Origin of the sequence: Noviluteimonas gilva (assembly GCF_009740395.1) — a bacterium.
GTDB lineage: Bacteria > Pseudomonadota > Gammaproteobacteria > Xanthomonadales > Xanthomonadaceae > Noviluteimonas > Noviluteimonas gilva.
Window position 1 is genome coordinate 161,543 of sequence record NZ_WOXT01000006.1, and the last position, 25,824, is coordinate 187,366.

General features: G+C 66.7%; 22 protein-coding genes. 8 read left to right on the forward strand and 14 right to left on the reverse strand.

The annotated features are described in order from the left end of the window. Positions 1 to 3: 3 nt before the first annotated feature. From GN331_RS16320 to GN331_RS16335, 4 genes are read right to left on the reverse strand one after another with little or no spacing between them, the layout of a single operon-like run. Entirely contained in the window at positions 4 to 597 is a 594-nt protein-coding gene (locus tag GN331_RS16320) for an SCO family protein (RefSeq protein WP_156643353.1), read from the reverse strand. Continuing rightward, positions 594 to 1,379: a formylglycine-generating enzyme family protein gene (locus tag GN331_RS16325; RefSeq protein ID WP_156643354.1), complete on the reverse strand. Its 786-nt coding sequence runs from the start codon at positions 1,377 to 1,379 to the stop codon at positions 594 to 596. Before GN331_RS16325 ends, GN331_RS16320 begins: the two co-directional genes overlap by 4 nt. A gap of 1 nt (position 1,380) precedes the next feature. Next, positions 1,381 to 2,895, reverse strand: a complete 1,515-nt coding sequence (nirK, locus tag GN331_RS16330; protein WP_156643355.1) for a copper-containing nitrite reductase — start codon at positions 2,893 to 2,895, stop codon at positions 1,381 to 1,383. A 28-nt stretch (positions 2,896 to 2,923) separates the two neighbouring features. Beyond that, positions 2,924 to 3,088 carry a hypothetical protein gene (locus GN331_RS16335; RefSeq protein ID WP_156643356.1) on the reverse strand — a complete coding sequence of 55 codons (165 nt, stop codon included), beginning with the start codon at positions 3,086 to 3,088 and terminating at the stop codon, positions 2,924 to 2,926. 195 nt (positions 3,089 to 3,283) lie between these two features. Here GN331_RS16335 and GN331_RS16340 point away from each other — a divergent pair, with 195 nt between their 5' ends. Then, positions 3,284 to 4,450: an alginate export family protein gene (locus GN331_RS16340; RefSeq protein WP_156643357.1), complete on the forward strand. Its 1,167-nt coding sequence runs from the start codon at positions 3,284 to 3,286 to the stop codon at positions 4,448 to 4,450. Here GN331_RS16340 and GN331_RS16345 read toward each other — a convergent pair. The 7 genes from GN331_RS16345 to GN331_RS16375 form a co-directional block, all read right to left on the reverse strand. Next, positions 4,371 to 5,489, reverse strand: a complete 1,119-nt coding sequence (locus GN331_RS16345; protein ID WP_156643389.1) for a PLP-dependent cysteine synthase family protein — start codon at positions 5,487 to 5,489, stop codon at positions 4,371 to 4,373. The genes GN331_RS16340 and GN331_RS16345 overlap by 80 nt on opposite strands. Beyond that, positions 5,489 to 5,893 carry a SirB2 family protein gene (locus tag GN331_RS16350; RefSeq protein WP_156643358.1) on the reverse strand — a complete coding sequence of 135 codons (405 nt, stop codon included), beginning with the start codon at positions 5,891 to 5,893 and terminating at the stop codon, positions 5,489 to 5,491. The genes GN331_RS16345 and GN331_RS16350 overlap by 1 nt, the downstream gene beginning before the upstream one ends. Further along, entirely contained in the window at positions 5,890 to 7,125 is a 1,236-nt protein-coding gene (locus GN331_RS16355; protein ID WP_156643359.1) for an NnrS family protein, read from the reverse strand. The genes GN331_RS16350 and GN331_RS16355 overlap by 4 nt, the downstream gene beginning before the upstream one ends. 4 nt (positions 7,126 to 7,129) lie before the next feature. Then, the gene (locus GN331_RS16360; RefSeq protein ID WP_156643360.1) at positions 7,130 to 9,439 is read right to left on the reverse strand and encodes a nitric-oxide reductase large subunit; all 2,310 of its coding nucleotides are present in this window, start codon (positions 9,437 to 9,439) and stop codon (positions 7,130 to 7,132) included. A gap of 75 nt (positions 9,440 to 9,514) precedes the next feature. Next, positions 9,515 to 10,267, reverse strand: coding sequence for a cyclic nucleotide-binding domain-containing protein (locus GN331_RS16365; RefSeq protein WP_156643361.1), 753 nt, complete (start codon positions 10,265 to 10,267; stop codon positions 9,515 to 9,517). 35 nt (positions 10,268 to 10,302) lie between these two features. Beyond that, positions 10,303 to 11,700: an oxygen-independent coproporphyrinogen III oxidase gene (gene hemN / locus GN331_RS16370; RefSeq protein WP_156643362.1), complete on the reverse strand. Its 1,398-nt coding sequence runs from the start codon at positions 11,698 to 11,700 to the stop codon at positions 10,303 to 10,305. A gap of 7 nt (positions 11,701 to 11,707) precedes the next feature. Beyond that, positions 11,708 to 11,944 (reverse strand): hypothetical protein, encoded by a 237-nt coding sequence (locus tag GN331_RS16375; RefSeq protein WP_156643363.1) that lies wholly within the window; start codon positions 11,942 to 11,944, stop codon positions 11,708 to 11,710. Between the two features lie 211 nt (positions 11,945 to 12,155). Between GN331_RS16375 and GN331_RS16380 the strand changes: the two genes are divergently transcribed. Together GN331_RS16380 and GN331_RS16385 are read left to right on the forward strand one after the other, a co-directional pair. Then, a complete protein-coding gene (locus GN331_RS16380) occupies positions 12,156 to 12,446 on the forward strand; it encodes a DUF1330 domain-containing protein (protein WP_156643364.1) in 291 nt (96 codons plus the stop codon). 106 nt (positions 12,447 to 12,552) lie between these two features. Continuing rightward, positions 12,553 to 13,227: a type 1 glutamine amidotransferase domain-containing protein gene (locus GN331_RS16385; protein WP_331713524.1), complete on the forward strand. Its 675-nt coding sequence runs from the start codon at positions 12,553 to 12,555 to the stop codon at positions 13,225 to 13,227. A gap of 97 nt (positions 13,228 to 13,324) precedes the next feature. On the opposite strand, the gene GN331_RS16390 is transcribed toward GN331_RS16385, so the two are convergent. Next, complete coding sequence (locus tag GN331_RS16390; RefSeq protein WP_197427201.1) at positions 13,325 to 16,354, reverse strand: hypothetical protein; 3,030 nt, start codon at positions 16,352 to 16,354, stop codon at positions 13,325 to 13,327. A 253-nt stretch (positions 16,355 to 16,607) separates the two neighbouring features. Between GN331_RS16390 and GN331_RS16395 the strand changes: the two genes are divergently transcribed. Beyond that, positions 16,608 to 17,087 carry a nuclear transport factor 2 family protein gene (locus GN331_RS16395; RefSeq protein ID WP_197427202.1) on the forward strand — a complete coding sequence of 160 codons (480 nt, stop codon included), beginning with the start codon at positions 16,608 to 16,610 and terminating at the stop codon, positions 17,085 to 17,087. Positions 17,088 to 17,171: 84 nt separating this feature from the next. On the opposite strand, the gene GN331_RS16400 is transcribed toward GN331_RS16395, so the two are convergent. Then, the gene (locus tag GN331_RS16400) at positions 17,172 to 18,869 is read right to left on the reverse strand and encodes a M4 family metallopeptidase (protein WP_231734553.1); all 1,698 of its coding nucleotides are present in this window, start codon (positions 18,867 to 18,869) and stop codon (positions 17,172 to 17,174) included. A 208-nt stretch (positions 18,870 to 19,077) separates the two neighbouring features. Between GN331_RS16400 and GN331_RS16405 the strand changes: the two genes are divergently transcribed. Next, the gene (locus tag GN331_RS16405) at positions 19,078 to 20,685 is read left to right on the forward strand and encodes a tetratricopeptide repeat-containing sulfotransferase family protein (RefSeq protein ID WP_197427203.1); all 1,608 of its coding nucleotides are present in this window, start codon (positions 19,078 to 19,080) and stop codon (positions 20,683 to 20,685) included. A 42-nt stretch (positions 20,686 to 20,727) separates the two neighbouring features. Then, a complete protein-coding gene (locus tag GN331_RS16410; RefSeq protein WP_156643369.1) occupies positions 20,728 to 23,373 on the forward strand; it encodes a winged helix-turn-helix domain-containing protein in 2,646 nt (881 codons plus the stop codon). Between the two features lie 22 nt (positions 23,374 to 23,395). Here the strand turns inward: GN331_RS16410 and GN331_RS16415 are convergent, their stop codons facing one another. Continuing rightward, a complete protein-coding gene (locus tag GN331_RS16415; protein ID WP_156643370.1) occupies positions 23,396 to 23,686 on the reverse strand; it encodes a hypothetical protein in 291 nt (96 codons plus the stop codon). A 149-nt stretch (positions 23,687 to 23,835) separates the two neighbouring features. On the opposite strand from GN331_RS16415, the gene GN331_RS16420 reads away from it, so the two are divergent. Then, positions 23,836 to 24,723, forward strand: coding sequence for a hypothetical protein (locus tag GN331_RS16420; protein WP_156643371.1), 888 nt, complete (start codon positions 23,836 to 23,838; stop codon positions 24,721 to 24,723). Further along, a complete protein-coding gene (locus tag GN331_RS16425; RefSeq protein ID WP_156643372.1) occupies positions 24,693 to 25,142 on the forward strand; it encodes a hypothetical protein in 450 nt (149 codons plus the stop codon). Before GN331_RS16420 ends, GN331_RS16425 begins: the two co-directional genes overlap by 31 nt. Positions 25,143 to 25,824 lie beyond the last annotated feature (682 nt).

The following is a 25,824-nucleotide window of genomic DNA, read 5'->3' on the forward strand; positions in this document are numbered from 1 at the left end:
ACGCTAGCGCGTCCCCGCCGCCAGCTGGGCACGCACCGCCGCCAGGAATTCCGGGTCGGGCTTCGGCCCCATCTGCTCGGTTCGCGCGACGATCCGCCCTTGCGCGTCCAGCAGGATCAGCACGCTGGTGTGGTTGAAGTTGCCGTCGGCGAGATGGCGATAGCGCACGTCGAGGACGCCGGCGATCTTGCGCACGTCGGCGGGCGCAGGCGCGGCGAGAATCCATTGTGTCGTGTCGACCTTCCGCTTGGTCGCCGTCTCGCGCAGCACGGCTGGTGTGTCGCGTTGCGGGTCGATGCTGATCAGCACCATGCCGATGCGTTCGCGTTCGGCGGGTGGCAGCGCATGCACGACGCCCTTGCCCGATTCCACGATCAGCGGGCACATGTACGGGCATGAGGTATAGAACATCGCGACGATGCGCGGCTTGCCTGCCAGCGTTCGCCAATCCTGCGTCTTGCCTTTTGCGTCGGTGAGCGGCACCGAGAGCTGGTACACCGAATCGGCCGGCCGCGCTGCAGGCGCACCGGCTTGCACCGCACCGACCAATGCGAACAGCATCGCGATGCCTGCGGCCATCGCCAGAAGCCGTTTCATCGGACACCCCGTGCGCATCGGAATCCGAGGTTGGCGGTGGCGTCGTGCGCATCGAGCGAGGAGAGCATCGCCACGCGCATCAGCACCGCGTAGTTGTCGCGGTCGTCCATCGACAGCGCGCCCGCGCCGCAAAACTTCTGTCGGTCGGCATCGCCCTGGTTGCGGTTGTCGCCGGAGACGAGCAGCGATGCGAAGTCGTCTGTCCATTCCCACACCAGGCCATGCAGATCCTGCACGCCGTAGGCGTTGGGCGCCTGCAATCCGGCGCGCGGCAGCGCTTGCGTGGACGGACGTGCGTACCACGCGAGGATGCGTTCTCGCCACGCAGGGTCGCTGCGTGCATCGCGACGCGTTTCGTCCGCCGCCGCCGCGTATTCCCATTCGTTCCAGGTCGGCAGGCGCGCGCCGACCGACGCGCAGTAGGCGTCGGCGGCGAACCAGCTCACCCACGTCACCGGTTGCTCCGGCCGTGCGTGATCGCCGAGCGTTGTCGGTCCGGCCCAGTGCGTCAGATAACGCCCCTCGGCGAAGACCGCCGGCGCGCGGCCCCGCTGCCATTCTGGATGCGCGCGCACGAACGCGAGGAACTCGCCGTTGGTCACCGGCTTGCGCATGAGTGCGAACGGCGCGATCCGCACGCCCTGCTTCGCATCTTCGTACGCGAGCGCGGACTTGAACTTGCCGCCGGGCAATCCCGCGTAACGCGGCGCGGTGTTGCCTGCCGCGACCGCGAACGCGGCCAGGCAGGCGAACACGCACGTGCCGGCGACGACTGCACGCATCTCAATGTCCTTCGGACGCCGTGGTGGGTTTTGCGGCGCGCGCTGCCGCCGCCTCTTCCTTCGTCACGTGTCCGCCCGGATTGCCCCAACTGTTGAGGACGTAGGTGGCGATGTTGGCCACTTCGTCGTCGGTGAGCTGGCTCATCGGCGGCATGTTGGAGTTGTACTCCTTGCCGTTGACCGTGACCTTGCCGACGAGGCCGTGCAGGATGATGGAGGCCACGCGCTTCGGGTCGGCGGCGATGTAGTCCGAACCGGCCAGCGGCGGGAACACACCCGGCATGCCCTGCCCGTTCGCCTGGTGGCACGTCGAACACGTGCCCGCGAACAGCGCTTCGCCTGCCTTGGTCTGGTCCGCGGGCGTCAGCGCGCCGGTCGTCGCGGCGGTCGCCGCCTGCGTGACGGCCGAAAGGTTCGCGCTGGCGCGGTCGCCGATGTACATCGCATCGACTTCCTTGCCGGAGTAGATGTCCTTCCGCTCGGGGCCGTCGGCTTTCAGGATCGCGAGTGCGCCCTTGTTGAACGCGCGGAAGATCGAGTGGTCGACGAGGACGTAGCTGCCCGGGACTTCGAGATGGAAGTCCATGATCGCCGCGCCGCCTGCGGGAATCAGCGTGGTCTGCACGTTCTCCTGGAAGCGCGTGCCGCCTTCGAACCACACCTTGTCGAATATCTCGCCGATGACGTGGAAGCTCGAGACGAGATTGGGCCCGCCGTTGCCGACGTACAGCCGCACGGTTTCGCCGGTGTTCGCCTTGAGGGCCTTGTCGCCGGTGAGCGCGCCTTCCATGCCGTTGAACAACACGTAGGTCGGATGCTCGTCGATCGCCTTTTCCATGTCGAAGGGCTGGAGGCCTTTCTCGCGATACTTGCCCGTGGTGTAGAAGTCGCCCTGCATCACGTAGTACTCGCGATCCACCGGCGGCATGCCTTCCGGCGGTTCGACGAGGATCAGGCCGTACATGCCGTTCGCCACGTGCATGCCGACCGGCGCGGTCGCGCAGTGATACACGAACAGGCCCGAATTGAGCGCCTTGAACGTGAAGCGCGTGACATGGCCCGGCGCGGTGAAGCTGGATGCGGCACCACCACCCGGCCCCGTCACGCCATGCAGGTCGATGTTGTGGGGCATCTTGCTGTGCGGCATGTTGCGCAGGTGGAACACCACCGTGTCGCCTTGCCGCACGCGGATGAAACTGCCCGGCACCGTTCCGCCGAAGGTCCAGAACGTGTAGGTCACGCCCTCGGAAATCGGCATCTCCTTTTCGATGACATCCAGCTCGACGATGACGCGCGCGGGCGCCTTGCGACCCGTGGCGGGCGGCACCATCGGCGGCGTCGTCAACACCGCACGGACATCGGGTCCCTGCGGCGGACCGAGGTCGCCCTTGAGCGAACCACCGGATTCGGTCGCGACGGGTTTCCCACCGTCGACCGCTTTGTCCTTGCCGCCGCAGCCGGCGACCGCTGCGATGCAGGCGGCCACGACGAGGACACGTGCGAAGCGCTTGATCATCTCCCGACTCCTGTTTGCCTGGCGTTCGTCAGAACGGAACGGACATCGCGTGCGGCGAGGCAACCTCGCTGGAGACTTGCGCACGCGTGGATTGCGGAGCGGCTGACTCTGCAGCAGTCACGAGGCCGACCACCGCAAGGGCCGCGGCGAGCAGCGCGACAGAGACCAACGCATAAAGGGTTACGTCTTTCATGGAGTTTCCCCGGTCATCGATTGGAAGGAGGACTTGGACTTCGAGCGTCAGTCTCCGCCCGCCGTCGCGGCGTGGCCCTGACCTGGATCAAGCAAAAGCCGCTTTGCGGTACGTGCGAGATCGCTTGACCTGGGTCATGGCTGCGATTGCGGACAACGGTGAGATTGGCGCCATCTCCCTTCCGGATGGGTTCGAATGAACGTGTTCCGCGGTTGCTGTGCACTGCTCCTCGGCGTGCCGACCCTCGCGTGCGCGCAGGTGTCGACCGAGTGGAACTTACGCCTGCGCAACGAGCACGTGGAGGATCAGGCCTTCCTCCACGACGCCGACGCCACGACGCTGCGCCTGCGCCTCGGTGCGAGGTTTGCGTGGTCCGACGAATGGTCGGCCCTGATCGAAGGCGAAGGCATCGTGGCCGGTGGCGCGCACGACGATGGCACCAACGCGCGCCGCGATCTGCCCGCGATCGTCGATCCCGCCGGCGCAGAGTGGAACCAGGCGTGGGTGGCGTTCAAGCGCGACGGCAAGCAGGTGACGCTGGGTCGCCAGCGGGTGACTTTCGGTAACCAGCGCTGGGTCGGCAACAGCGGTTGGCGACAGAACGAGCAGACGTTCGACGCACTGGCCCTGCAGTGGCATGTCCGCGACAACCTCGACGCGCGTTACGCCTGGTTCGATCGCGTCCACCGCGTCGCAGGCGATGATGCGCGCGATCCGCTCGCGCGCGAACGCGACCTGGCGACGCACATGGTCTGGCTGCAATGGGCGAGCGATGCGACGTGGCAGTGGCAGGCCTACGCGTTGCTGCACGAAGACCAGGACGTGCGCGCCGCTTCCACCGTCACCACCGGCCTGCGGCTCGCGACGACGCGTCCGCCGAAAACGCAGGGGCCGTCGATCGCATTGGATTACGCGCTGCAACGCGACTACGCCGACAACCCGCTGCACTTCGCGCATGCGTACTGGCGAATCGAGCCTGCGTGGACCTTCGCGCACGCGACGGGCCGACTGGGATGGGAACACCTCGGTGGCAACGGGCGCCATGCGTTGCAGACGCCGCTCGCCAGCCTGCACGCGTTCAACGGTTGGGCCGACAAGTTCAACACGACGCCGGTGGGCGGTCTCGACGATCGCTGGATCGCACTCGAAGGCGCCGCGCGCGGCGGCACGCTCGATTGGCAAGTCGCCTGGCATCGCTACGATGCGGATGTCGGCGGCGCCTACGGCACGGAGTCGAATGCGTCGTTCGGCTTTCCCGTGGGCAAGCGCGTCAAGGGACTCGTCAAGTTGGCAGACTACGCGGCCGACGGATTCGCACGGGACACGACGAAGCTGTGGGTCCAACTCGAATGGGCGCACTGACGGCGTCGTCGAGTTCGGCCGGCAGCGCAGGCGGCGCGATGCCGCGTTCCCGCAACCACGCAGTCGAATACAGCGTTTCCTCGTAGCGTTCGCCCCGGTCGCAAAGCAGTCCGACGATGCTGCCCCGCGCGCCGCGCGCGCGCATCGCCGCGGCAAGTCGCAGGCACGCGATGAAATTCGTGCCGGACGAGCCACCGTAACGACGCCCGAGCAAGCCTTCCAGCGCATGCATGCCCGCGATGGAGTCCGCGTCCTCGACTTCGATGACGTGATCCACGATCTCGAACACGAACCCCGGTTCGACACGCGGCCGTCCGATCCCTTCGATCACGGTACTGCGCGAAGCGATCGCCGAGTGATCGCGCGTGCGCCATCCTGCGGCGAAGGCGCTGCCTGCAGGCTCGGCGACGCACAGTTGCGTGCGCAACCCGCGATAACGCAGGTAGCGGCCGATCGTCGCCGATGTTCCGCCCGTGCCGGCACCGCACACCACCCACGCCGGTTCGGCGTCGGGCTCGTGCGCCATCTGCGACAGCAGCGACTCGGCGATGTTGTTGTTGCCGCGCCAGTCGGTCGCGCGTTCGGCCAATCCGAATTGATCCAGGTGGCAGGCGCCGCGTGCGGCGTGCCAGCGTGCGCGGTCATGCACGGCCGCGGGATCGTCGACCAAGTCGCACGTGCCGCCCAGCGCGCGCACGTCGGCGATCTTGCGCGGCGCGGTGCCCGCCGGCATCACCGCGACGAACGGCAGGCCCAACAAGCGCGCGAACCACGCCTCGGAGATCGCCGTGCTGCCCGAGGATGCATCGACGACGGTCTGGCCGCGCTGCAATCGCCCATTGCACAACGCATACAGGAACAGCGAACGTGCGAGGCGATGTTTCAGGCTGCCGGTCGGATGCGAGGCCTCGTCCTTCATGTAGAACGCGATCCCCGGGAACGCAGGCAAGTCCAGCCGGAGCAGGTGCGTGTCGGCCGAGCGCGCCTGTTCTTGCCGCAGCAGCGCCATCGCGCTGGCGATCCACGCACGCGTCGTCATCAGGACAGCCACCAGCGCACCATGCCGAGCGGATCGTGCGCGCGCGCCGTGGCGTAGATCGCGCCGAACGCGAGCAATGCGGCGGCATACCCCATCGCGCCCCACAAGCGCTGGATGCGTGCCTGCTTCAACGCGATCGTGCCGAGCGCAATGTAGAGGACGATCAGCGTCAGCTTGACTGCGAGCCAACCGTTGCCGAACACCGCACGCGGCAACACGGTGAGCAACATCAGCGCCGCCGTGAGCAAAGCCGTATCGATCGCCCAGCTCGTCCAGCGCACCGGTCCCGCGTACGGCCAGCGCGCACCAGCCAACGCGAAGCCGCCGCGCAGCGCGAACAACCCGCCGCTCAGCAGCGCGATGAACACGTGGAAGCTCTTGATCTGCGGATAGAACTCGATCATCCGGGTTTCCCGTCGACACGCGCGGTGAGATAGATCCAACCCAGGCGCACGATCCACGGGACCAGCGCCACGATCCAGCCGATGGCCGCCACCGCATGCCAGCGCATCGGATCGGCATCGAGGTCCGCATACACGCGCACGATCGCCACGAGTTGCAACGCGCAATAGGCGAACCATGCCGCCGCGGGCAGCGTCAACGGGCGGCCCGAATGGCCCTGCGTCACGCGCGTCACCATCGCGACCAGCACGCTGCCGAAGAAGCCGATGAACAACGCGTGCGCCGGGGCGCGCCCCAGCGCGAACTCGCCCGTCGTCGCATACACGATGCTCTGCGCCGAATAGAGGACGAAGGTGATCGGCAACCACGCCAGGCCGATGAACAGCACGCGCAGCAATGCCGGTTGCTTGCCGATCGGCCACCACCGCACGCACAGCACCAGGGTGCAGGCGAGCAGCGGCAGGTCCGCGATCCACAGCCACGCGTAGGCATGCAGCAGTTCGAGCACGAGGTGCAACGCAAGGAACATCCACGTCACCGCGAGCAACCACAACGGACGCCACGCCACGTAACCGGCGACGGCGTTGCTTGCGAAGAACGCAAACATGCGGTGTGCGACGGTGAGGTACATCGGCAGCAGGAACCCGAACGTCCCGATCTTGATGGCGACGAATGCCCAGATCGGCGATGCGCCCATGACGAACGCCGTCCACGCGACGAGCCCCACCGCACCGAGCGTGAGCGCGGCGAGACAGGAACGCGCGTGCCAGGTCGTGCCGCGCTCGCGTTTGACGAGCCATGCGAGATTCCCGAGCGCCCACGTCCACCCCGCGAGCGTCAGCGCGGCGCCGATCGCGATCCCCGGCGACCATCCAAAGGCCCCCAGCAGCGTTGCGAGCTGGCCGCCGAAGACACCGATGCCCACCGGGACGTAACGCGCGCGCCGCAACTCGGGCAAGCCCATCCAGCGCGGGAACACCGTGAGCAAGAAGCCGAAGATGAAGCTCGCCAGCACCTGGTATTGCATGACGATCGCATGCAGCCAACCGGCCCAGGGCGTGGGCTGCGGCATCCGCAGCACTTCGGGCCAACGCGTGGACACCAGCCACGCCGCCCACCACGCCATCGCCAGCAGCAGGTTGCCCGCACCGATGAAGAACATCATCCGATGCGGCGCTTCCAGCAACAGGCGCGGCGAGAGGTTCGCGCGCGCCTGCGATGCGGCTTCGTCCATTGCCTCAGCGCTCCGTATCCGTCGCGCCTTCGACAGGCAGGCGCTTGGGCGCGACCCACAGGCGGAACATGAACCACGCCAGCGCCAGTGCGCCGACGCTGAAGATCGTGTCGCCCGGCACGCGCATCCACACCAGCATGTCGATGATCGGACGCTGCATGAACTCGGCCGAGCGCGCATACGCGTAGCCGTGTTCGATGGCGGCGAGCAATTGCATCGTGCCGATGGGTAGCAAGGTGAGCACCGCCATCAGCGCCAGGCCGATGTTGAAGCACCAGAACGAGACCTTCAGCGCGCGCGTATCCCACACCATCTGGCCCCGCAGCCCGCGCATGCAGAACAGCACCAGGGCGATGCCGAGCATCCCGTACACGCCGAACAACGCGGTGTGGCCGTGCAGCGGCGTCAGGTTCAGGCCCTGCATGTAGTACAGCGACAGCGGCGGGTTGATCAGGAAACCGAACAGCCCCGCGCCGACCAGGTTCCAGAACGACACCGCGACGAAGAACAGGATCGGCCAGCGATAGCGCGCCATCCACGGCACGGCCTTGCCCAGCTTGTAAGTGTGGTACGCCTCGAAGCCGATGTACGCCAGCGGCACGACTTCCAGCGCGCTGAAGCTCGCGCCCAGCGCCACGACCGCGGTCGGCGTGCCGACGAAGTACAAGTGGTGCAAGGTGCCGAGCACGCCGCCGGTCATGAAGATGATCGTGGCGAACAACACGGCCGTCGTCGCGGACTTCGCCTCGATCAGGCCTAGGCGCGTGAAGATCAGCGCCATCACCGCGGTGGCGAAGACTTCGAAGAAGCCTTCCACCCACAGGTGCACCAACCACCAACGCCAGTATTCGACTTCGGAGATGTGCGTGTGTTCGCCCCACATCAGCGCGGCGCCGAAGAACAGGCCGATGCACACGGTGGAGAGGAACAGCAACGCGACGATCGCCTTGGTGTCGGTGCGCGGACCGCGCAACACCGGCCACAACGCGCGACCGACGAGCGTCAGCCACAGCAACAGTCCGACGAACAGGAACCATTGCCAGAAGCGGCCCATGTCCGCGTATTCCCAACCCTGGTGACCCCACCAGAAATTCAGGTCGAGCCCGAGCTTCTGCATCACCGCCAACCATTGGCCCGCGAACGCACCGACGACGATGATCAAGAGGCAGACCCAGAGCGCGTTCACGCCGAATCGTTGGAACCTTGGCTCATGCCCCGACATCGCCGGTGCGATGTACAAACCTGTGCCCAGCCATGCGACGGCAATCCACAGCACCGCCAACTGCGTATGCCAGGTGCGCGTGATCGCGTACGGCAGGATGTCCGAGATCGCGAAGCCGTAGGCCTGCTGGCCTTCGACCTGGTAATGCGCCGTCATCGCGCCGAGCAGGATCTGCACGAGGAACAGCGCGAGCACGACCCAGAAGTACTTCGCGGTGGCGCGCATCGACGGCGTCACGCGCAGCGTGGCCATCGGATCGCTCGAAGGAATCGTGTGCGGCTTCTCGCCACGCGCATGCGTCCGCGCGTGGTGCCAACCGAGCAGGCCGATGCCCGCGATCAGGAACAACACGCTGAAGGCCGACCACACCCACATCGACGGCGGCGGCGTATTGCCCAGCAGCGGTTCGCTGGGCCAGTTGTTGGTGTAGGTGACGCGTTTGGATGCGACGCCTTCGTTCGCGACGTTCGCCGCGCCCGGGCGTTCGGTGCCCGCGGCCCACGCGGTCCACCAGAAGAAGGCCGTCAGTGAGCGACGGTGCGCCGCGTCGGGCACCGTGCCTTCCTTCATTGCGTAGGCCTCGCGCAAACGCGCGGTCGCCGGATCGTTGCCGAACAGACTCTCGTAGTGCGCGGCCACGTTGGAAATCGCGACGACGCGCTCGCGCGTCAAGGTGATCACGCCGTTGGAGGCGTCGTACGTATTCGCGCGGAACTGCGCCTGCAAGCGTCCGCGCAACGCGGCCTGCCGTTCGGCCGACAATGTTGCGTACGAAACGCTGCCTTCCTCGCGTGCCCACTGGTCCAGCATCGCAACCGCTTCGCGATGCAGCCAGTCGGCGCTCCAGTCCGGCGCGACGTAGCCGCCGTGGCCCCAGATCGAGCCCAACTGCATGCCGCCCATCGATTGCCAGACCTGGCGGCCGCGTTCGATGTCGTGGCGCGTGTACACCGTCGCGCCCGTGGTATCGACGACGCGCTCGGGGATCGGCGGCGCGGCGCGGAAGATTTCCCCACCCGCCCACAGCAACACCGCGAACGACGCGATCAGCAGCGTCGCCAAGCCCAACCACAGCTTCCGCGTGCTCTCCATATAGCCTCCCTTGATGATGGGAGCATCCTGCTCGCGGGCATGCGCGGCCGCCTTGACCCAGGTCAAGCCGGCGGATCAATGCCTCAGGACGGGCGCGGCCAGGGTGTGCAGGGCGTCGACGTCGAGCAGTTCGAGTTCGCGCCCATCCACGCGCACCAGGTTGTCCTGGTGGAAACGGCGCAACACGCGGCTCACGGTCTCCGGCGCCAGGCGCAGGTAGTTGCCGATGTCGGTGCGCGGCATCGAGAGTTGGAAGCGGTGCGCGGAAAATCCGCGCGACTGCAGGCGTTGCGACAGCCCCATCAGGAACGCGGCCATCCGCTGGTCCGCCGACCAGTCGGCCGCCAACAACTCCGCGCGGCCGATGTCACGGCTGAGCAGGCGGAACAACTGACGCTGCAACCCGGGCAATCGCGCGGCGAGGACCGCCATCTTCGGGAACGAGAAGCGGCACAGCATGACCGTGTCGAGCGCGACGGCGTTGCACGGGTAGTGTTCGCCGTCGATGCCGTTGAGGCCGATGAGCTCGCCTGGCAGATGGAACCCGAGGACGTGTTCCTGCCCGTCCGGATCCACCACGTAGGTCTTCACCGTGCCCGCGCGCACGGCCGCGATCGCATCGAACCGATCGCCCTCGCGAAAGATGTGATCTCCCGGCGCCAGCGGACCGTAATGCTCGACCAGCACGTGCAGGTCGGCCAGCGCGCTCTTGTCCATGCCCTGGTCCATGCAGGCCTGGGAGAACGCGCAGGTCGAACAGAAATGCAACGCATCGCCGTCGTCGGACAGCGTGCGTGCGTCGTTGTTCGGAAAGACGGCCGGCCTCATCGGGGACCCATGGTACGCCGGGGCGCCGGTGGCGGTCAGATCGCGCGGGAGAAGCGCGGTGTCGCCACGTCGGCGGGCGCGTCGAGGTAATGGTCGAAGCACATGGCGATGTTGCGCAGGAGCAGGCGACCGCGCGCCGTGACTTCGATGCGCTGCTTACCGACACGCACCAGTCCATCGGCGACCAGGGGCGCCAGGCGCTCGAGCGCTTCGCGGAAGTACACGCGGAAGTCGATGCCGAAACGCTGCTCGATCCCGTCGATCGCGATTTCCCCTTGGCACATGAGCGACTGGATGAGGCCCGCGCGCAATTGATCGTCTTCGCTCAGGCGCATGCCGCGGAACACGGGCAGGCGCCCAGCGTCGAGCATGGCTTCCCACGACGCGAGATCGCGCGCGTTCTGGCTGAAGGTATCGGCGACGTGGCTGATCGCGCTGACGCCGACGCCGATCAGGTCGCTGTCGGCATGTGTCGTGTATCCCATGAAGTTGCGATGCAAACTGCCCTGCCCTTGCGCGACGGCGAGGTCGTCGTCCGGCAGCGCGAAGTGGTCCATGCCGATGTAGCGGTAACCGGCGTGCGTGAGGCGTGCGATCGCCTGCTGCAACAGCGCCAGGCGTCCTTCGGGATCGGGCAGCGTGAATGCATCGATCCGCCGTTGCGGCTTGAACAGCGCCGGCATGTGCGCATAGCCATAGACGGCGACGCGGTCCGGCCGCATGTCGACCACCGTGTCCAGCGTGCGCTCGAAGCCTTCGATGGTTTGCTTCGGCAACCCGTAGATCAGGTCGATGTTGACCGAGCGGAATCCGTGCGCGCGGCACGCATCGACGACCGCGCGCGTTTCGTCGACGCTCTGCACGCGATTGACCGCCACCTGCACGTCGTGGTCGAAATCCTGCACGCCGAGGCTGGCGCGGTTGAAACCGCACGTTGCAAGTTGCGCGATGTCGCGCGGGTCGACATGGCGCGGATCGAGTTCGATCGAGATGTCGCGATCGGCGCCCTGCGCGATGCGGAAGTGCGTGCCGATCGTGTCGACCGTTTCGCACAGTTGCGCGGGCGAAAGGAAGTTCGGCGTGCCACCGCCGAAGTGCACCTGGATCAACTCGCGGTCGCGATCGAACATCTCCGCCGCGAGCGCGATCTCGCGATACAGCCGTGCGAGGTACGCATCCGCGCGCGACTTGTCGCGCGTGATCACGCGATTGCAGCCGCAATAGAAGCAAGGGCTCTCGCAGAACGGAACGTGCACGTACAGCGACAGGCGCCTGGGGATCGGATCCCCGTTGCTCGACGCGGCGGCCTGGCGCAGTTCCCGCTCACCGAAGCCGACATGGAACTGCGGCGCGGTCGGATACGAGGTGTAACGCGGGCCCGGCCGATCGTAACGGCGCAGGAGATCGGTATCGAAGGCGAGCGTGGTGTCCATGGAAGCCTCAGCCCCCGCAGCCGCCGCAGCATTCCGACGGCAGCCGCTCCAGGTCGCACGGCGCGACCAGCAGACCGGCCAGGCCGAGCGCGAGCAGCAGTTCGGCGTCGGCAAGCGACGTGGAAACCCGCAAGCGCCCCGCGGTGTCGACATCGACGAGCGCGGAGGGATCCAAATGGTTGAGCCGGTCCGTGATCGTGTCGAGGCTGGCCACGTGGGACGAAGGCGAGATCAGGTACTGCATGGCGGCGGCTCTCGTTGAGGATGTGGGAATCCTCGGCGATGCCGCGAAGGTCGGCATTGATCCAGGTCAAGCCGCCGGCCTGATCGAATCACTCGTTCGGGGCGCCTGGATTGCACCGCCTGGCGCAAGAATGTCTTCCGAGCGACGTGGATTCGCAACGGGCCTTCGGAGGCCTAGATTGCTGCCATCGACATGACGCGGGAGAAATGGAATGAAAGGCTATTGGGTGATGACGTTCCGCTCGATCGACGACCAATCGGGCGTGGACCGTTATGCAGCGGCGGCACAGCCGGTGATTCGCGCATTCGGAGGCCGGGTCCTCGCCGCTGGCGTGCCCGAACACGTGCACGAAGCCGGGCTGCGCGAGCGCGTGGCAATCGTTGAGTTCGAGAGCGTCGAAGCTGCCGAAGCCGCGTACAACAGTCCGGAATACCTGTCGACGGTGCGATACCTGGAAGGCGCGGCGGTGCGCGACGCTCGCATCATCGGCGGCCCCGGTTGATCGGGAAACATTCGGCGCCGCACGACGGCGGCCCACACGGTTCGTGCACCGGGCGATCACCGATGGATGTCGATGATCGCTTCGCCGCTTCCAAGGGAGACGCTCAGTGAAAGTCCTGATGGTCCTGACATCGCACGACCAGCTCGGCAACACCGGTGAGAAGACCGGATTCTGGCTGGAGGAATTCGCGTCGCCGTACTACGTGTTCAAGGACGCGGACGTGGAGGTGACGGTCGCTTCGCCGAAAGGTGGGCAACCGCCGATCGATCCCAAGAGCGACGATCCGGCCAACCAGACCGATTCGCAGAATCGCTTCAAGGCCGATGCGCGCGCACAGAGCGTGCTTGCGAACACGCAGCGCCTGGATGGCGTTTCCGCGGCCGACTACGACGCCGTGTTCTATCCCGGCGGCCACGGCCCGATGTGGGACCTCGCCGAAGACGCCACGTCCATCAAGCTCATCGAGAATTTCTACAACAACGGCAAGCCGGTCGCCGCGGTGTGCCACGCGCCTGCGGTGCTGCGGCACGTGGAGATCGATGGGCAACCCATCGTGAAGGGCAAGCGCGTCACCGGCTTCGCCAATAGCGAAGAAGAAGCGGTGCATCTGGCGGACGTCGTGCCCTTCCTGCTCGAAGACGAGCTCAAGCGGCTCGGCGGCAAATACGAGAAGGTCGACGACTGGCACAGCCTGGCCATCGTGGATGGTCGCCTGATCACCGGTCAGAACCCGGCGTCATCGGAAGCCACCGCGAAGGCGCTGCTGGGCGTGTTGCACTGAACGAAATCGCCGTGCCGGGGCGCCTTGGGGGACACCACCGGCACGGCGCTCCGCAAGCGGCGCCCCTTCCCCCGAAGGGACGCCACGAACCGAACGCTTACAGGTCGAGGCCGAAGCCGACGCCGGCCGAGCTGTCGTCGCTGGAGAACGCGCCGCCCAGGCTGAAGGACGCACGTCCGAACTGCTTGGAGTAGCCGATCGACAGCGCCGACTCACCGTTCTGCCAACCCGCACCGACGCCGAGGCGACCGTTGCTGCTGTCGCTGTGCGCGGCGTTGATCGCCATGTTGACCATCGCGGCGTTCATCGCGCCCTGCTGATCGATGCGATGGTCCTGGTGCAGCAGGCGCGTCTCGACGTCGCCCTGCAGCTGCGTGAACGCATCGTTGAACGCCTGCATGCGGCTGTCGGTGTACGCGTTGGCGGTGTGCAGCGTGTTCGCGCTGGCGGCCTGCACTTGCGCAACGTTCGCCGCATCCGTCGGCGCGGTGCCTTCGGCCACGTTCGTGACGCGGCGTTCGTTGCCCGCGCTGCCGACCGAGACCGTGTTCGCCGCGTCGGCGACGGAGTTCGCGCCGATCGCGACGGAATTCGTCGCGGTCGCCGAAACGGTGGCGCCGTTGCCGATGGCGGTACCGCTGTCGGCGGCCACGTTCGCATTCGTGCCGAAGGCCGCGTCGGTGGTGTCGGTGGCGTTGCTGCCGGTGCCGATCGCCAGGCCGTTGCCGGTGCCGAGCGGCAGGCCGGCGACGCCCGACGTGCTTTCGAACGCGTTCACGCGATTGGTGAGCGAAGTGAGCGCACCGTCGAACGCACTGAAGGCATCGCCGACGTTGGTGTAGCTGCCGCCCTGGATGTTGTACGTCGGCATCGAGAGCATGCCGTTGCCGCCGATCGCCGCACCACCGCCGAGGGCGGTCGCGACCGAATCGAGCTGAGCGACGTTGCTCGCGCCGACGGCGACGAGCGCATCGTTGAGCTGGCCGACGTTCACCGCGTCGGTGTCGGCCGAGCCGGCCGCGACGTTGGTGATCTGGCGCTCGGCGCCGGCGCTGCCGACGGACACCGAATTCGCGCGGTCGGCGATCGAACCTGCACCCAGTGCGACCGAGTCTTCGAAGCGTGCTTCGGCTTCGGCGCCGAGCGCGGTTGCGTTGTCCGCTGCAGCGACCGACGAGAAGCCCACGGCCGTGCCGTTGAGGATCTCGACGATGTTCCCCGGACGGCCGCCCGCACCCGACCAATCGAAATTGCCACCCGCAAAGGCCCACGTACCGAGCGCCGTCGTGCCCTGGCCGAATGCGAGCGCCGAACCGAAGGCCGAGCTGTACGCGCCGCGCGCTTCGGAATAGAAACCGACCGCCGTGCTTTCGTAGCCATGCGCGAACGCGCCGCCACCCACCGCCGTGCTGTAGATGCCGAGGGCTTGCGAACCCGAGCCCGCCGCGACCGACAGGTTGCCGCTGGTGATCGCAAGATCGCTGCCGTCGCCCGCGCCGTCGGCGGAGAAGTAGTCGTTCGCGTGGCCGGCCTGGACTGCAAGCGCGTCGAGCTGCGACTTGTTCACCGCATCCGTCGCTTCGGTACCCGCGGCGACGTTGGTCACCTGGCGTTCCGCGCCTGCCGAGCCGACCGACACCGTGTTGTCGCGGTCGGCGAGTGCGTACGCACCGATCGCGGTGCTGTTGACGCCGATCGCCGTGCTGTACGCGCCGAGCGCCGTGCTGAAGTCGCCCGACGCCGAGCTCGTGTCGCCGATCGCGACGCTCGACAGACCGGTGGCCGCCGACAACGTACCGAACGCCGCGGCGAAATCACCGGCCGCGATGCTGTACGCACCGTTGGCGACGCTGTATTCGCCGCGCGCTTCGCTGTAGGCGCCGTTGGCGCTGGCCATCGCGCCGAGCGCGACGCTGTACGCGCCGAGCGCCTGGCTGTGGTTGCCCGTGCTCTGCGCGTAGGCGCCGAGCGCGCTGCTGAAATCGCCGACCGCGTGGCTGTACGTGCCGACTGCGTTGGAGGCGAAGCCTTGCGAGTAAGCGAGCGTGCCTTCGGCGACCGAGTAGTCGCCACCGGCGAAGGCGGCGAAGCCCGAGGCGACGCTGTAATCGCCCGCGGCCTGGCTGTAGCCGCCGAGCGACAGGGAACCCAGGCCGATCGCGTAGGCGACCGTGCCCAGCGCAGCGGACTTGTTGCCGTTGCAGACCGAGTCGTAGCCGACCGTCGTGCAGGCCACGCCCGTGGCGTACGCGCCCGTGCCGAGCGCGAGCGAGTAATCGCCCCACGCGCGTGCGAAACCACCGAACGCATTGCTCGTGTAACCCTTGGCTTCGGAGACCACGCCGACGGCGCTGGCGAACTTGCCGGTCGACTTGGCATACGGGCCGATCGCCTGGGAGAACATGCCGTAAGCCTTGGCCTGCATGCCGACGGCGGTGCTGTAGGCGCCGGTCGCGCGCGTTTTCACGCCCACGGCGGTCGCGAACGTCCATGCGCGCGAGTACGCGCCGATCGCCGTGCTCGCGTCCCTGGCGTTGGCCCACTGGCCGACCGCGGTGGACGCGCCCTTCTTCATGCTGGGGCCGCAACCTGCGGTCGTGCACGGTGCGCCGGCGGTGACGTTGAAGAACTTGTCGACGTTCGGATCGGTGGCCGACGCATACGCACCGACGGCGGTATCGCCGGCGAGCATCGTGCCGCCCGAGCCGGTGGAACCGGCGGTCGCGCGCCAGCCCATGGCCGTCGACTGGTTGTTCTTGGCTTGCGCGTTCTGTCCGACGGCAACGGTCGCCGTCGCCGTGGCGCGTGCGCCTGCGCCGAAGGCGGATGCGTATGCGCCGGTCGCCAGCGCGCCCGTGCCGACCGCGGTCGCATTGACGCCCGATGCGAGCGAACCCTGGCCGACGGCGGTGGTGTTGGTGTTCGATGCGGTCGAGCCGTCGCCGATCGCCGTGCCGTTGTTGCCGGACGCGTTGGACGCATGACCGAAGGCCGACGCGTTGTTGCCCGTCGCGGAAGCGAAGTCACCGAACGCCGAGGCGAAAACGCCGGTGGCGATCGCGCCCGCGCACTGCACCTGGCCGGCACCGCCCGCGCAGTTCTGCGCGAAGACGGCGGGCGAGGCCATGGCCATCAGCACGGCAGCGGTGAGCGACGCGCGGACGAGCGGCTTTTTTCGAGCATGACGACGAGCGGTGTTCACGAACGATTTCCCCTGGAGAAGTGGATCGGCACAGGCCGAACAAAGCGTTGGGCCAGACGCGCCAACGCCGGCGACATTGCGGCGCTGCGCCCTCGTTGCGTCCCCCCCGCGGTGGGGGGGGCATGCCGCGGCGAAAGCGCCCTCAATGGTCACTTCCCTCGTTCATCGGTATCTGCACGTGCGTCCTCTCGTTCTTGCCACCTCCCTGTTCCTGTCCACCCTGGTCGCGCCCGCCTTCGCGCAATCGCCCGCTGCGCCCGCACATGCAACGCAATCGGCCGAGAACGAAGCGACGCATGCGGTCGACGCCTTCATGGCCGCGCTTGCCAGCGGAAAACTCGATTCCGCCCGCCAGGCCATGACGCCGGACGCGGTGGTCATCGCCAACGGCACGGTGCTCGGCACGCGCGACGGCTACATCGACGGCGCCGCCAAGGCCGATGCCGTCGCGATGCAGAGCGTGCGTTCGCGCGAGCTCCTGCACCGCGATTCGCGGCTCGGTGCCCAGCTGGGTTGGGTCGTGAGCGAAAAGCGCATGGTCGGCGAAGGCGCGGGCCAGATGCGCACGATGCTGCTCACCGAAACGTTCCTGCTCACGAAGACGGCGACGGGCTGGAAAATCAGCGGCATCCACTGGTCGAGCCGCCCCGCGGGCTGATCGTCGGATCGCGCAACGCGACAAACGAAAAACCCGCCGTTGCCGGCGGGTTTTTTGTTGCGCGCGTGGGGCACGCGTGTTGCGTCAGTGCACGTTGACCGCATCCCACGACGCGGCCACGGCGTTCTGTTGCGCCGAGCCGGCGCCGTACAGGTCGCGCGCTGCGTTCATCGTGGCGATGCGCGCATCGGCGTAGTTGGTGCCCGAGGTCATGTACAGCGTCAGCGCGTGGTACCAGATCTGCGTGGCGGCGTCGCGACCGATGCCGGCCAGCGACACGTTGCCGTTGCACACCATGTCGTTCTTGGTGAAGTTCCACTGCGTGCCCGCGCCCCAACCGGCCGGCACGACCGCACCTTCGGCGAGCAGATAGAAGAAGTGGTTCGCAACGCCCGAGGTGTAATGCATGTCCTTGCCGCCGCCGGCGTACGTGCCGGTCCAGCTGAAGAACTGCAGGTACAACGGGTCCGAGCCGTCCGGATAGCAATCGTCGGAGATGCCGTCGAGGCTCGGCTTGAACATCGAGCGCAGCGCCGGCGGGTTGCCTGCGACCGGCATGTAGATCGCTTCGCCGATCAGGTAATTCGGCGGCTGCGACGGGTTGTTGGCGAAGTGCTCGACCATCGCGCCGAAGATGTCCGACGTCGCCTCGTTCAAACCGCCGGATTCGGCCGCGTAGACCAGGCCCGCGGTCGCGAACGTCACGCCGTGGCTCATTTCGTGGCCCATGATGTCGATCGCCACCAGCGGCTTGAGCTTGACGCCGTCGCCGTCGCCGAAGGCCATGCAGAAGCAATCGTTGTTCCAGAACGCGTTGTTGTACTTGGTCTGGAAATGGACTGCGCCGACCGCGCCCTTGCCGTCGCCGGCGATGCCTTCGCGACCCAGCGTCTGTTTATAGAAGTCCCAGGTTTTCGCGAAACCGTAGGCCGCATCGACGGCCGCGCTCGTGCGGTCGGTGGTCGTCCCGTTCCCCCACTTGTTGTCGCCGTCCACCATGAGCGTGCCGATGCCGACCAGGCCGCCGCTGCCGCGGAAACCGTTGCCCATGTCGGTGATGTAGGTGTTGCCGCGCGTGGGATCCTTCATCTCGTAGATGCGGCGCGTGGCATTGAACTGTGCGTTGACCTGCACGGTGCCGGCGAAGAGCGAACGGCCGGTGCCGTTGGCGGGCGTGGCGTTCGGATCGGTCGGCGGATTGCCGGTGCCGTAACCGGTGCCCGGCAGCGTGCCGGTCTGCACCGCGTTTTCCTTTCCGAGGATCGCGCCGTTGGCGGCGTTGACGTAGTAGTGCATGCGGATCGGCGTGCCGTCGTTCGCCTTGCCCGTGTAGAGCACGTCGTAGGCGAGCGTCGGCGTCTTGCGCGCGAAAACGACCAGGCGCGCCGTCGGCACGCTGTCGAAGGCCGTGCCGAACTTCGCGCCGGCGTTGGTGATCGCCTGCTGCGAAGTGATCGTCGGCGTGGTCGCGACGTTGACCGACGTGGCCTGCATCAGGCTCGCCCCCTTGAACGCGCCGGCGCGCGAATGCACCACCAGGTCGCCGCCGATCACCGGCAGGCCCTTGTAGGTGCGCGCGAAACGCACGTGTTCGGTGCCGTTGCGATCGATGGTCACGCCGCGCGTGGCGAACGCGTCGGACGACGACCAGCGCGTGGCGGCCGGATTGGCGCGAATCGCCGTCAGGGCGCGGTCGATCGGCCCCCCGTTGTCCACCGCCGCGGCCTGGCCGGCGGTCCCCATGAGTATGGCCACGGACAGGGCCTTGGCTAGCGACGACATCTGTTTCCCCTTGAATGGATCGAACGCCGCGGACGTTGCGGACCGACGAAGACTCGGCCCCATCCGCGCCGGCCGCACCCCCCACCGCGGGGGGGTGAGCCGGGCCCCGTTGGGTGGTCCACTGGCGGTCCGGGCGCGCGCGTTGCCGCGATGACGCACCGATGCGATGGATCTGCGCCCGGCGACCTTCCCGAACCGGACCCCACCCATGTCGCAAATCGATCTCCAGGACATCTGGCTGCAGGCCGTCGCGCATTTCGAGCGCGAGGAATTGCCGGAGGCCGAAGCGCTCTGCATCAAGCTGGTCGAGCGCGCGCCCGAGCGGCCGCTCGCGTACACGATGCTGTCGCGCATCTGCCATGCCGTCGGCCTCACGCGCGAAGCGACCTTCAACGCCTTCAGCGCGAGCCAACGCTGCGCGAACGAGTCCGCGGAAGACATCCTCGTCGTCGCCACGACGCTGCTCGAAGTCAACGAGCAACAACTGGCGCACGCCGTGCTGGGGTTCATCGATCCGGCCAATGCCGCCAACGCCGACTACCTGCTGGACCTCGGTCGCCTGTACAGCGTGCTCGAAGACCAGGGCAACGCGCTGCGTTGCATCCGCGCGGCGCGCGCGTCGGGCCGGGACGGTGCGTTCATCGCGCACATGGAAAGCATCGTGTTGAGCTTCCTCGGCCCGATCGACGCGTCGATCGCCGCCTGCGAAGAAAGCGTGGCGAAAGCGCCCGGATACGGACATGCGCATTGGTCGTGCGCGCAGTATGGTCGCAAGGACGGTGCGCACGCGCGCATCGCGCGCATGCAGGCCGCCTTGCAGGGTCCGGACGTCGACGTGGACGACACGACGTATCTGAACTACGGCCTGTTCAAGGAATTCGACACGCTCGGCGAGACGGACCAAGCCTGGAACGCACTCATGGCCGGCGCGCAGGCGCGACGCAGCGTCACCGAACACGACGCCGCGCAGGAAACGGCCGCGTACGACGCGCTCATCGAGGCGACGTCGGATTGCTTCTTCGACATCTGCGGGAATGTCCCGCGCGATGCGACGCCCGTCTTCGTGGTCGGCATGCCGCGCACGGGAACGACGCTGCTAGAACGCATCCTTGGCAACCATCCGCAGATCAAGACCTGCGGCGAACTCAACGATTTCCGCCAGCAGATGCAGTGGGCCAACAACCAGCGCCTGTCGCTGAACCTGGACCCGGGCATCGGCGATTTCGTCGCGCGGCTGGATCCGCACATCGTCGGCAATCGCTACCTGATCAAGACGCGGTGGATCGCGGAGGGCAATGCGCTCTACGTCGACAAGCACCCGATGAACTTCCAGTGGTGCGGCGCGATCCTCAAGGCGATCCCGCACGCGAAGATCATCCACCTGCGCCGGCATCCGCTGGACAGTTGCTTCTCGAACCTGAAGGAGCTGTTCGCGCACAAGTACTACCCGTACAGCTACGCGCTCGACGAACTGGCGACGCACTACCGCAACTACGCGCGCCTGATGCGCCACTGGCACGCCATCGCGCCGGGCCGCATCCTCGACGTGCGTTACGAAGACCTGGTGTCGAATCCCGAGCTGCAGGCCCGTCGCGTACAGGATTACCTGGGCTTGCCGTCCGTCGAGGGCGTCACCGACATCCTCGCGAACAAGACGGTCACCACGACCGCCAGCACGCTGCAGCTGCGCCAACCGATCCATACGCGCAACGTCGGCGGATGGCGCCGTTATGCGGCGGGAATGGCCCCGGTCGCGGAGCGCCTCGTCGACCTGATCAGCGACTACGAGTCGGACCTGGCGCTCGCCGCGGCCTGACGCGGCCGTACCGCCGCTGTCGCCTCGTTGTCCTGTTTCGCAATGACGGAGTTCCAGCTCACCCTGAAGGCCATGCCGCCCCGCCTGTCGCGCGGGGCGCTGGATCGCGAGCGGCTGCAGCGCGAATGGGATCGCGTCCATGACCGCTGCGCGATCGTCGTCGCCGCGCCCGCGGGTTTCGGCAAAACCACGTTGCTGCTGCAGTGGCGGCGGCTGTGGATGGGAAGCGGCGCGCTGGTCGCGTGGCTCGACGCCGATGCCGAGGATGAGCCGGAACGTTTCACCGTCGCGTTGTCGCATTCGCTTCGCATGGCGAGCGGCCGCGCGATCGATCCGACCGCGCAATGCACGGCCGTGCCGGGCGTCGAGGCGCTGACGGGCCTGTTGTCCGACATCGCCATGCGCGGCACGCCGACGGTGCTGATGATCGACGACGCCGAAGCGCTGCCCGAAGCGTCGGTGCGTTCGGTCTTGCAGTACTTGTTGATGAACGCGCCGGCCAATCTCCACGTGGTGGTCGGCACGCGCGTGAAGTTGCCGCTGCAGGTGGGCGAGCTCAATGCGAAGGGCCATTACGCCGCGCTCAACGCCGAAGACCTGCGGCTGCGCCTGGAAGAATCGATGGAAGTGCTGGAACGCCGGCTCGGCAACCGGCTCGGTGCAGACGACCGCGCGCGCTTGCACGAGATCACCGAAGGCTGGCCGATCGGCCTGCAACTGGCGATCTCGGCGATCGAACAGGCGCCCGATGTCGCCGCGGCCGCACGCGACCTCTCCGCGCGCCACGGCACGGTGCAGGACTACTTCGTCGAAACGCTGCTCACGCGCATGCCGCCCGGCATGGTGGAGTTCCTCGCGCGCGTGGCGATCCTCGATCCGCTGAGCGTGGCGTTATGCGAAGCCGTGACGGGTGAGGCAAGCGCAAGGGAGATGCTCGAGTGGCTCGCGCGCGAAACGCCGATGGTGATGGTCGGCGAACATGATGACTGCATGCGCCTGCATCCGATGGCGCGCGACTTCCTGCTCGGCCGTTTCGAACAACTCCCGCGCGAAGAGCGCGACGCACTCCACGCACGCGCGGCGCGTTGGTTCGCCGATGCCGAACGCTGGCACGAGGCGGCGAACCATGCACTGGCGATGGGCGATCTCGCGCACGCGCAGGCGTGGGCCGCAAAATCGCTGTGGGCGCTGAGTACGAGCGGCCAACTCACCGAAGCGCGCGAATGGTTGGAGCGCATGCCGGCGGCGATGCTCGAAGGCGACGCGCAGCTTCGGTTGGTCGCCGGGTCGGTGCTCGCCTTCAGCGATCGCAACGCGGAGGCGCAACATTTCGCGGACACCGTGATCGACGATCCATCGACGCAGCCGCACGACAGGGTCGTCGCACTGCGCATCGCCGCCGGCTCGGCCAGTTACGCCGATGCGCTCGACAAGATTCCACCGCTGCTCGCGCGCTGGCCGCGCGCGGCCGCGCCCGGCGCGGGCATCCTGTACTCGGTGGCGCGCTGCAACGTGGAGGCTTCGCTCGCGCTGCAATCGGGAGAAACGGCACAGGCGCGTGCGTCACTCGCCGAAGCGGCGAAGCATGGCGATGCCGGTGCGTTGCGTCTGGCGGCCGCGCTTGGGCGGATGCTCGTCGGCCTCACGCACTTGTGGGATGGCGACGCGGCGCAAGCCGAGGCAACGCTGCGCCCCGCGTTGCTGCGCGTGGAACGCGAGGAAGGCCGGCGCAGTTTGGCCGCGTGCCTGTTGGCGGCGGTCCTCGCAGAAGCGCTGTTGCGCGGCGATGAAGTGGAAGCCGCGCAAGCGATGCTCGCCAATCGCGTCGACGTGCTCGAACGCGGCGGCTTCCCCGAGACGCTGTTGTGCGCTTATCGGAGCCTCGCCTGGATCGCGCTGAGCCAGGGCGACGAACGTCGCGCGCTCGCGGTGCTCGACGATCTGTGCATGCTGGCGCAACGGCGCGGACTGCCGCGCCTGCGACTGCAATCGCTGGCCGAACAGGTGCGCATCCACGCATTGCACGGCCGCACCGAAACGATCAGCCACTTGCTCGAATCGATGGATGCACTGGCACCGCTGTTCAACGCAGCGCCGCTGCAATGGTACGAACCGCAGTATCGGCTGGCCATCGCACTCGCGAAATCCCAGGCGGCGCTGGTGCGGCACGACATCGACGACGCCAGCGTGCAGCTGGGCATCGCCGACACCCTCGCGCGCCAGTTGCGCCGCGGCCACGACATGCTGACCACGAAACTGCTGCGCGCCGTCGTCGCACGCCAGCACGACGCCGACCATGCCGTCCCGCTGATGGCGGAAGCACTGAGCCTGGCGCACTTGATGGGCAACCGCCGCCTGCTGGCCGACGCGCCTGCGAAGGCGGCCGACCTGCTCGACGAACTGCGCGCATCGAACGCGAACCGCGCGCTACGGCCCGTGTCGCACGTGTTCTCGCGTGCGCGCGTCGCGGATCGCCCGGGCACATCGCGCACCGGCCTGCTTACGTCGAAGGAAGCCGAGATCATGCACCTGCTCCAGAAGGGCATGAGCAACAAACAGATCGCGCGCACGCTGGACGTGAGCGGCGAAACGGTGAAGTGGCACCTGAAGAACCTGTTCCTGAAACTCTCCGCCGGCACGCGCAAGCACGCGGTCGATCGTGCACGGATGTTGGGGATCGTGCAGTAGTCGAGCAAACGCGACGCTGCGTCTACTTCGCCGCGTGCGCGACAACTTCCCCCGCAGTGATCTGCGGCGGGTTCGGAAGCAAGGGCGCCATGTTCACGCGCACCCAATCCGCGGCCTGTTTGTTGGATTCGTCAACACCGGCCCGGTCCTGGAAGACGCTCGTCGAAACCATGACGCCACCACCGGCGTCCGCCCAGTAGTACGCAACGAACCCCGGCATCTTGCGGATGAGGGGCACGAAGCCTTCGTCGACACGCCGCCCTGCCTCACCCGGATCGGTGACGCCTTCATACCGTCGAGTAGTTGCATACATTGCGTATCTCCTTCCGAGCGCGGACGTAAAACGAAACGACTCGACCGATGCGACCCGGCCAGCACGTGCTCTTCCGTTTCCGTTGCTTGTCCGCGTTGCATGAATGCACGCGTTAGTCCCGATACCAGAACCTGCCCACGAGGTGGCCAATGGACAATTCGTCGAACAAAGTGCGTCGCGCGCTCACGGCATCACTGCTGGCCGCGACCCTGCTGTCGGGCTCGGCATTCGCGACCGATTACTACACCGGCAAGATCGTGGTGAAGAAGTACTACGACAAGAATGCGAATGGCGTACACAACGCGGGTGAGCCGTACCTGTCGGGTTGGCCGATGACGCTCGGACCGTCCGACATCACCCGGAACACCAATTCAGAGGGATGGACGTCGTTCGCCGGCCTCGCGCCCGGCAACGGCTACTCCGTGCTGGAAGGCACGCCGAATGAAGCGAACTGGATCCAGTCCGCACCACGCGTGAACGGTGTCGTGGTCAATCCGCTCACCGGCATCCGTGTCAACGCCGGTTATACGACCACCGTGAAGTTCGGCAACTATTGCAAGAAACCGAGCGGCGGCAAGACGCCCGGGTTCTGGAGCAACCAGAACGGCCTGGCGAAGTTGCTCGACGGCAGCCCGCCGAGCCTGCTGCCGGAACTCAACCTCCTCGTCGCGCTCAACCTGGTGGACGCGAACGGCGGCGCCTTCGATCCCGTCGATTACCCGTCCTTCCGCACCTGGCTGCTGGCCAGCGACGCCACGAACATGGCCTACAAGCTGTCATCGCACCTGGCCGCGATGCGGCTCAACGTGGAAGCCGGTTACGTCAATGGCAATGCGTTCTACATCCCGTTCGGCGGCAGCATCAACAGTCTGATCGCTGCAGCGAATGCCGCGTTGGCGGCCGATCCATTCACGCCGAGCGGCGACCCCAACCGCACAACGCAGGAACAATTGAAGAACGCACTCGATGCCCTCAACAACGGGGCGCTCGTGGTCCCGAGCTCGCCGTGTCGGCGCTCATTCCCTTCGCCGTACTGAAACCAGAAGGCCCCGCAATCGCGGGGCCTTTTCCTTTTCCCGGGGCGGATGGCTTGTTCGAGTGCAGTGAGCGATTCTGTCTGGCAGAGTTGCAGGGCGTGCTCAAACGCAAAGAGGCCAGGATGAACACTCTCGGAAAGGGGCTTGCGGCGGTGGGACTGCTGCTCGGAGCGACCTATGCGATCGAGCTCTACAACCGCAATCAGGCCGAGTCGTTCTGTGGCTCCGTCTCGGCATCGGAAACGCGAGACAACGTCGTAACACGGGCCAACTCGCATGGGCTGTTCGTCAGCCCGCTCGACACCAACGAGAGTTCTGTTCTCGTGTTCAATCACAGGGCGCCAATGTGGCGCTACGCCTGCGACATCGAATTCAAGGCTGGCAAGGTTTCCAGCAAGAAGGTCTTTTCCGCCGACTGAGCGTGTCCGCTTCTGGCGTCAAAGTCCACCTAGACGCTTTACGAACCGACCGCCTCGGTCGTACAGGTTCAAGTCTTCGCCGACGGCGAAATTGCAGCGTGGCGGGTTGCCCTCCACCTGCGCCGCTTTGACCCCGATGGAGATTCGACCGTCTTGAAGGGTTCGCACTGCGTATCCGCATTGCATGGAATCGAGTTCGCACACGTTGGCGGCACGTTGCTTGGTATCTGCAAGCGCTTTGCTCTCCAAGGATGTCAACCGATTCGCAGGTGGTTTCGGAAAGCAAATTGGCGGAGGGCCTGATGACGTTTCGTCGCGGCCACACCCGACCATGAGGAGAACTACGAGTACGAGAACGAGTTGCTCCATGCTGGTCGCTGACTTCATGCGCCTACGCTCCTGGCCGGGCTCGCATTTGGCGGTATATCACGCCCGAGCTGAGACCCTGGGTTTGGCGGGTGTCCGCTTCTGGCCGACAGCGGACGTCGAGCCGGAGTGTCGGCTTTCAACCCAAAGCGGACATTCGGTATCTTGGCTCTACGATGTGCACGAAAACCTTTGGCGGGACGACGATGTCGCAGGCGGACTTCAGATATTTGAACGTGCCAGCTTTGCTTGATGGCAATGCATGGACAGCGACGGCTGACGGCCTTGTCGAGGACACGGAATGGAGGCGACGACT

Bases quoted from the DNA above. Each gene is read 5' to 3' on its own strand.
- GN331_RS16345 (WP_156643389.1), bottom strand. From the start codon at position 5,489: ATGACGACGCGTGCGTGGATCGCCAGCGCGATGGCGCTGCTGCGGCAA.
- GN331_RS16340 (WP_156643357.1), top strand. From the start codon at position 3,284: ATGAACGTGTTCCGCGGTTGCTGTGCACTGCTCCTCGGCGTGCCGACC.
- GN331_RS16380 (WP_156643364.1), top strand. From the start codon at position 12,156: ATGAAAGGCTATTGGGTGATGACGTTCCGCTCGATCGACGACCAATCG.
- nirK (WP_156643355.1), bottom strand. From the start codon at position 2,895: ATGATCAAGCGCTTCGCACGTGTCCTCGTCGTGGCCGCCTGCATCGCA.
- GN331_RS16320 (WP_156643353.1), bottom strand. From the start codon at position 597: ATGAAACGGCTTCTGGCGATGGCCGCAGGCATCGCGATGCTGTTCGCA.
- GN331_RS16410 (WP_156643369.1), top strand. From the start codon at position 20,728: ATGACGGAGTTCCAGCTCACCCTGAAGGCCATGCCGCCCCGCCTGTCG.
- GN331_RS16400 (WP_231734553.1), bottom strand. From the start codon at position 18,869: ATGTCGTCGCTAGCCAAGGCCCTGTCCGTGGCCATACTCATGGGGACC.
- GN331_RS16335 (WP_156643356.1), bottom strand. From the start codon at position 3,088: ATGAAAGACGTAACCCTTTATGCGTTGGTCTCTGTCGCGCTGCTCGCC.
- GN331_RS16365 (WP_156643361.1), bottom strand. From the start codon at position 10,267: ATGAGGCCGGCCGTCTTTCCGAACAACGACGCACGCACGCTGTCCGAC.
- GN331_RS16405 (WP_197427203.1), top strand. From the start codon at position 19,078: ATGTCGCAAATCGATCTCCAGGACATCTGGCTGCAGGCCGTCGCGCAT.
- hemN (WP_156643362.1), bottom strand. From the start codon at position 11,700: ATGGACACCACGCTCGCCTTCGATACCGATCTCCTGCGCCGTTACGAT.
- GN331_RS16360 (WP_156643360.1), bottom strand. From the start codon at position 9,439: ATGGAGAGCACGCGGAAGCTGTGGTTGGGCTTGGCGACGCTGCTGATC.
- GN331_RS16375 (WP_156643363.1), bottom strand. From the start codon at position 11,944: ATGCAGTACCTGATCTCGCCTTCGTCCCACGTGGCCAGCCTCGACACG.
- GN331_RS16350 (WP_156643358.1), bottom strand. From the start codon at position 5,893: ATGATCGAGTTCTATCCGCAGATCAAGAGCTTCCACGTGTTCATCGCG.
- GN331_RS16415 (WP_156643370.1), bottom strand. From the start codon at position 23,686: ATGTATGCAACTACTCGACGGTATGAAGGCGTCACCGATCCGGGTGAG.
- GN331_RS16390 (WP_197427201.1), bottom strand. From the start codon at position 16,354: ATGGCCTCGCCCGCCGTCTTCGCGCAGAACTGCGCGGGCGGTGCCGGC.
- GN331_RS16420 (WP_156643371.1), top strand. From the start codon at position 23,836: ATGGACAATTCGTCGAACAAAGTGCGTCGCGCGCTCACGGCATCACTG.
- GN331_RS16355 (WP_156643359.1), bottom strand. From the start codon at position 7,125: ATGGACGAAGCCGCATCGCAGGCGCGCGCGAACCTCTCGCCGCGCCTG.
- GN331_RS16325 (WP_156643354.1), bottom strand. From the start codon at position 1,379: ATGCGTGCAGTCGTCGCCGGCACGTGCGTGTTCGCCTGCCTGGCCGCG.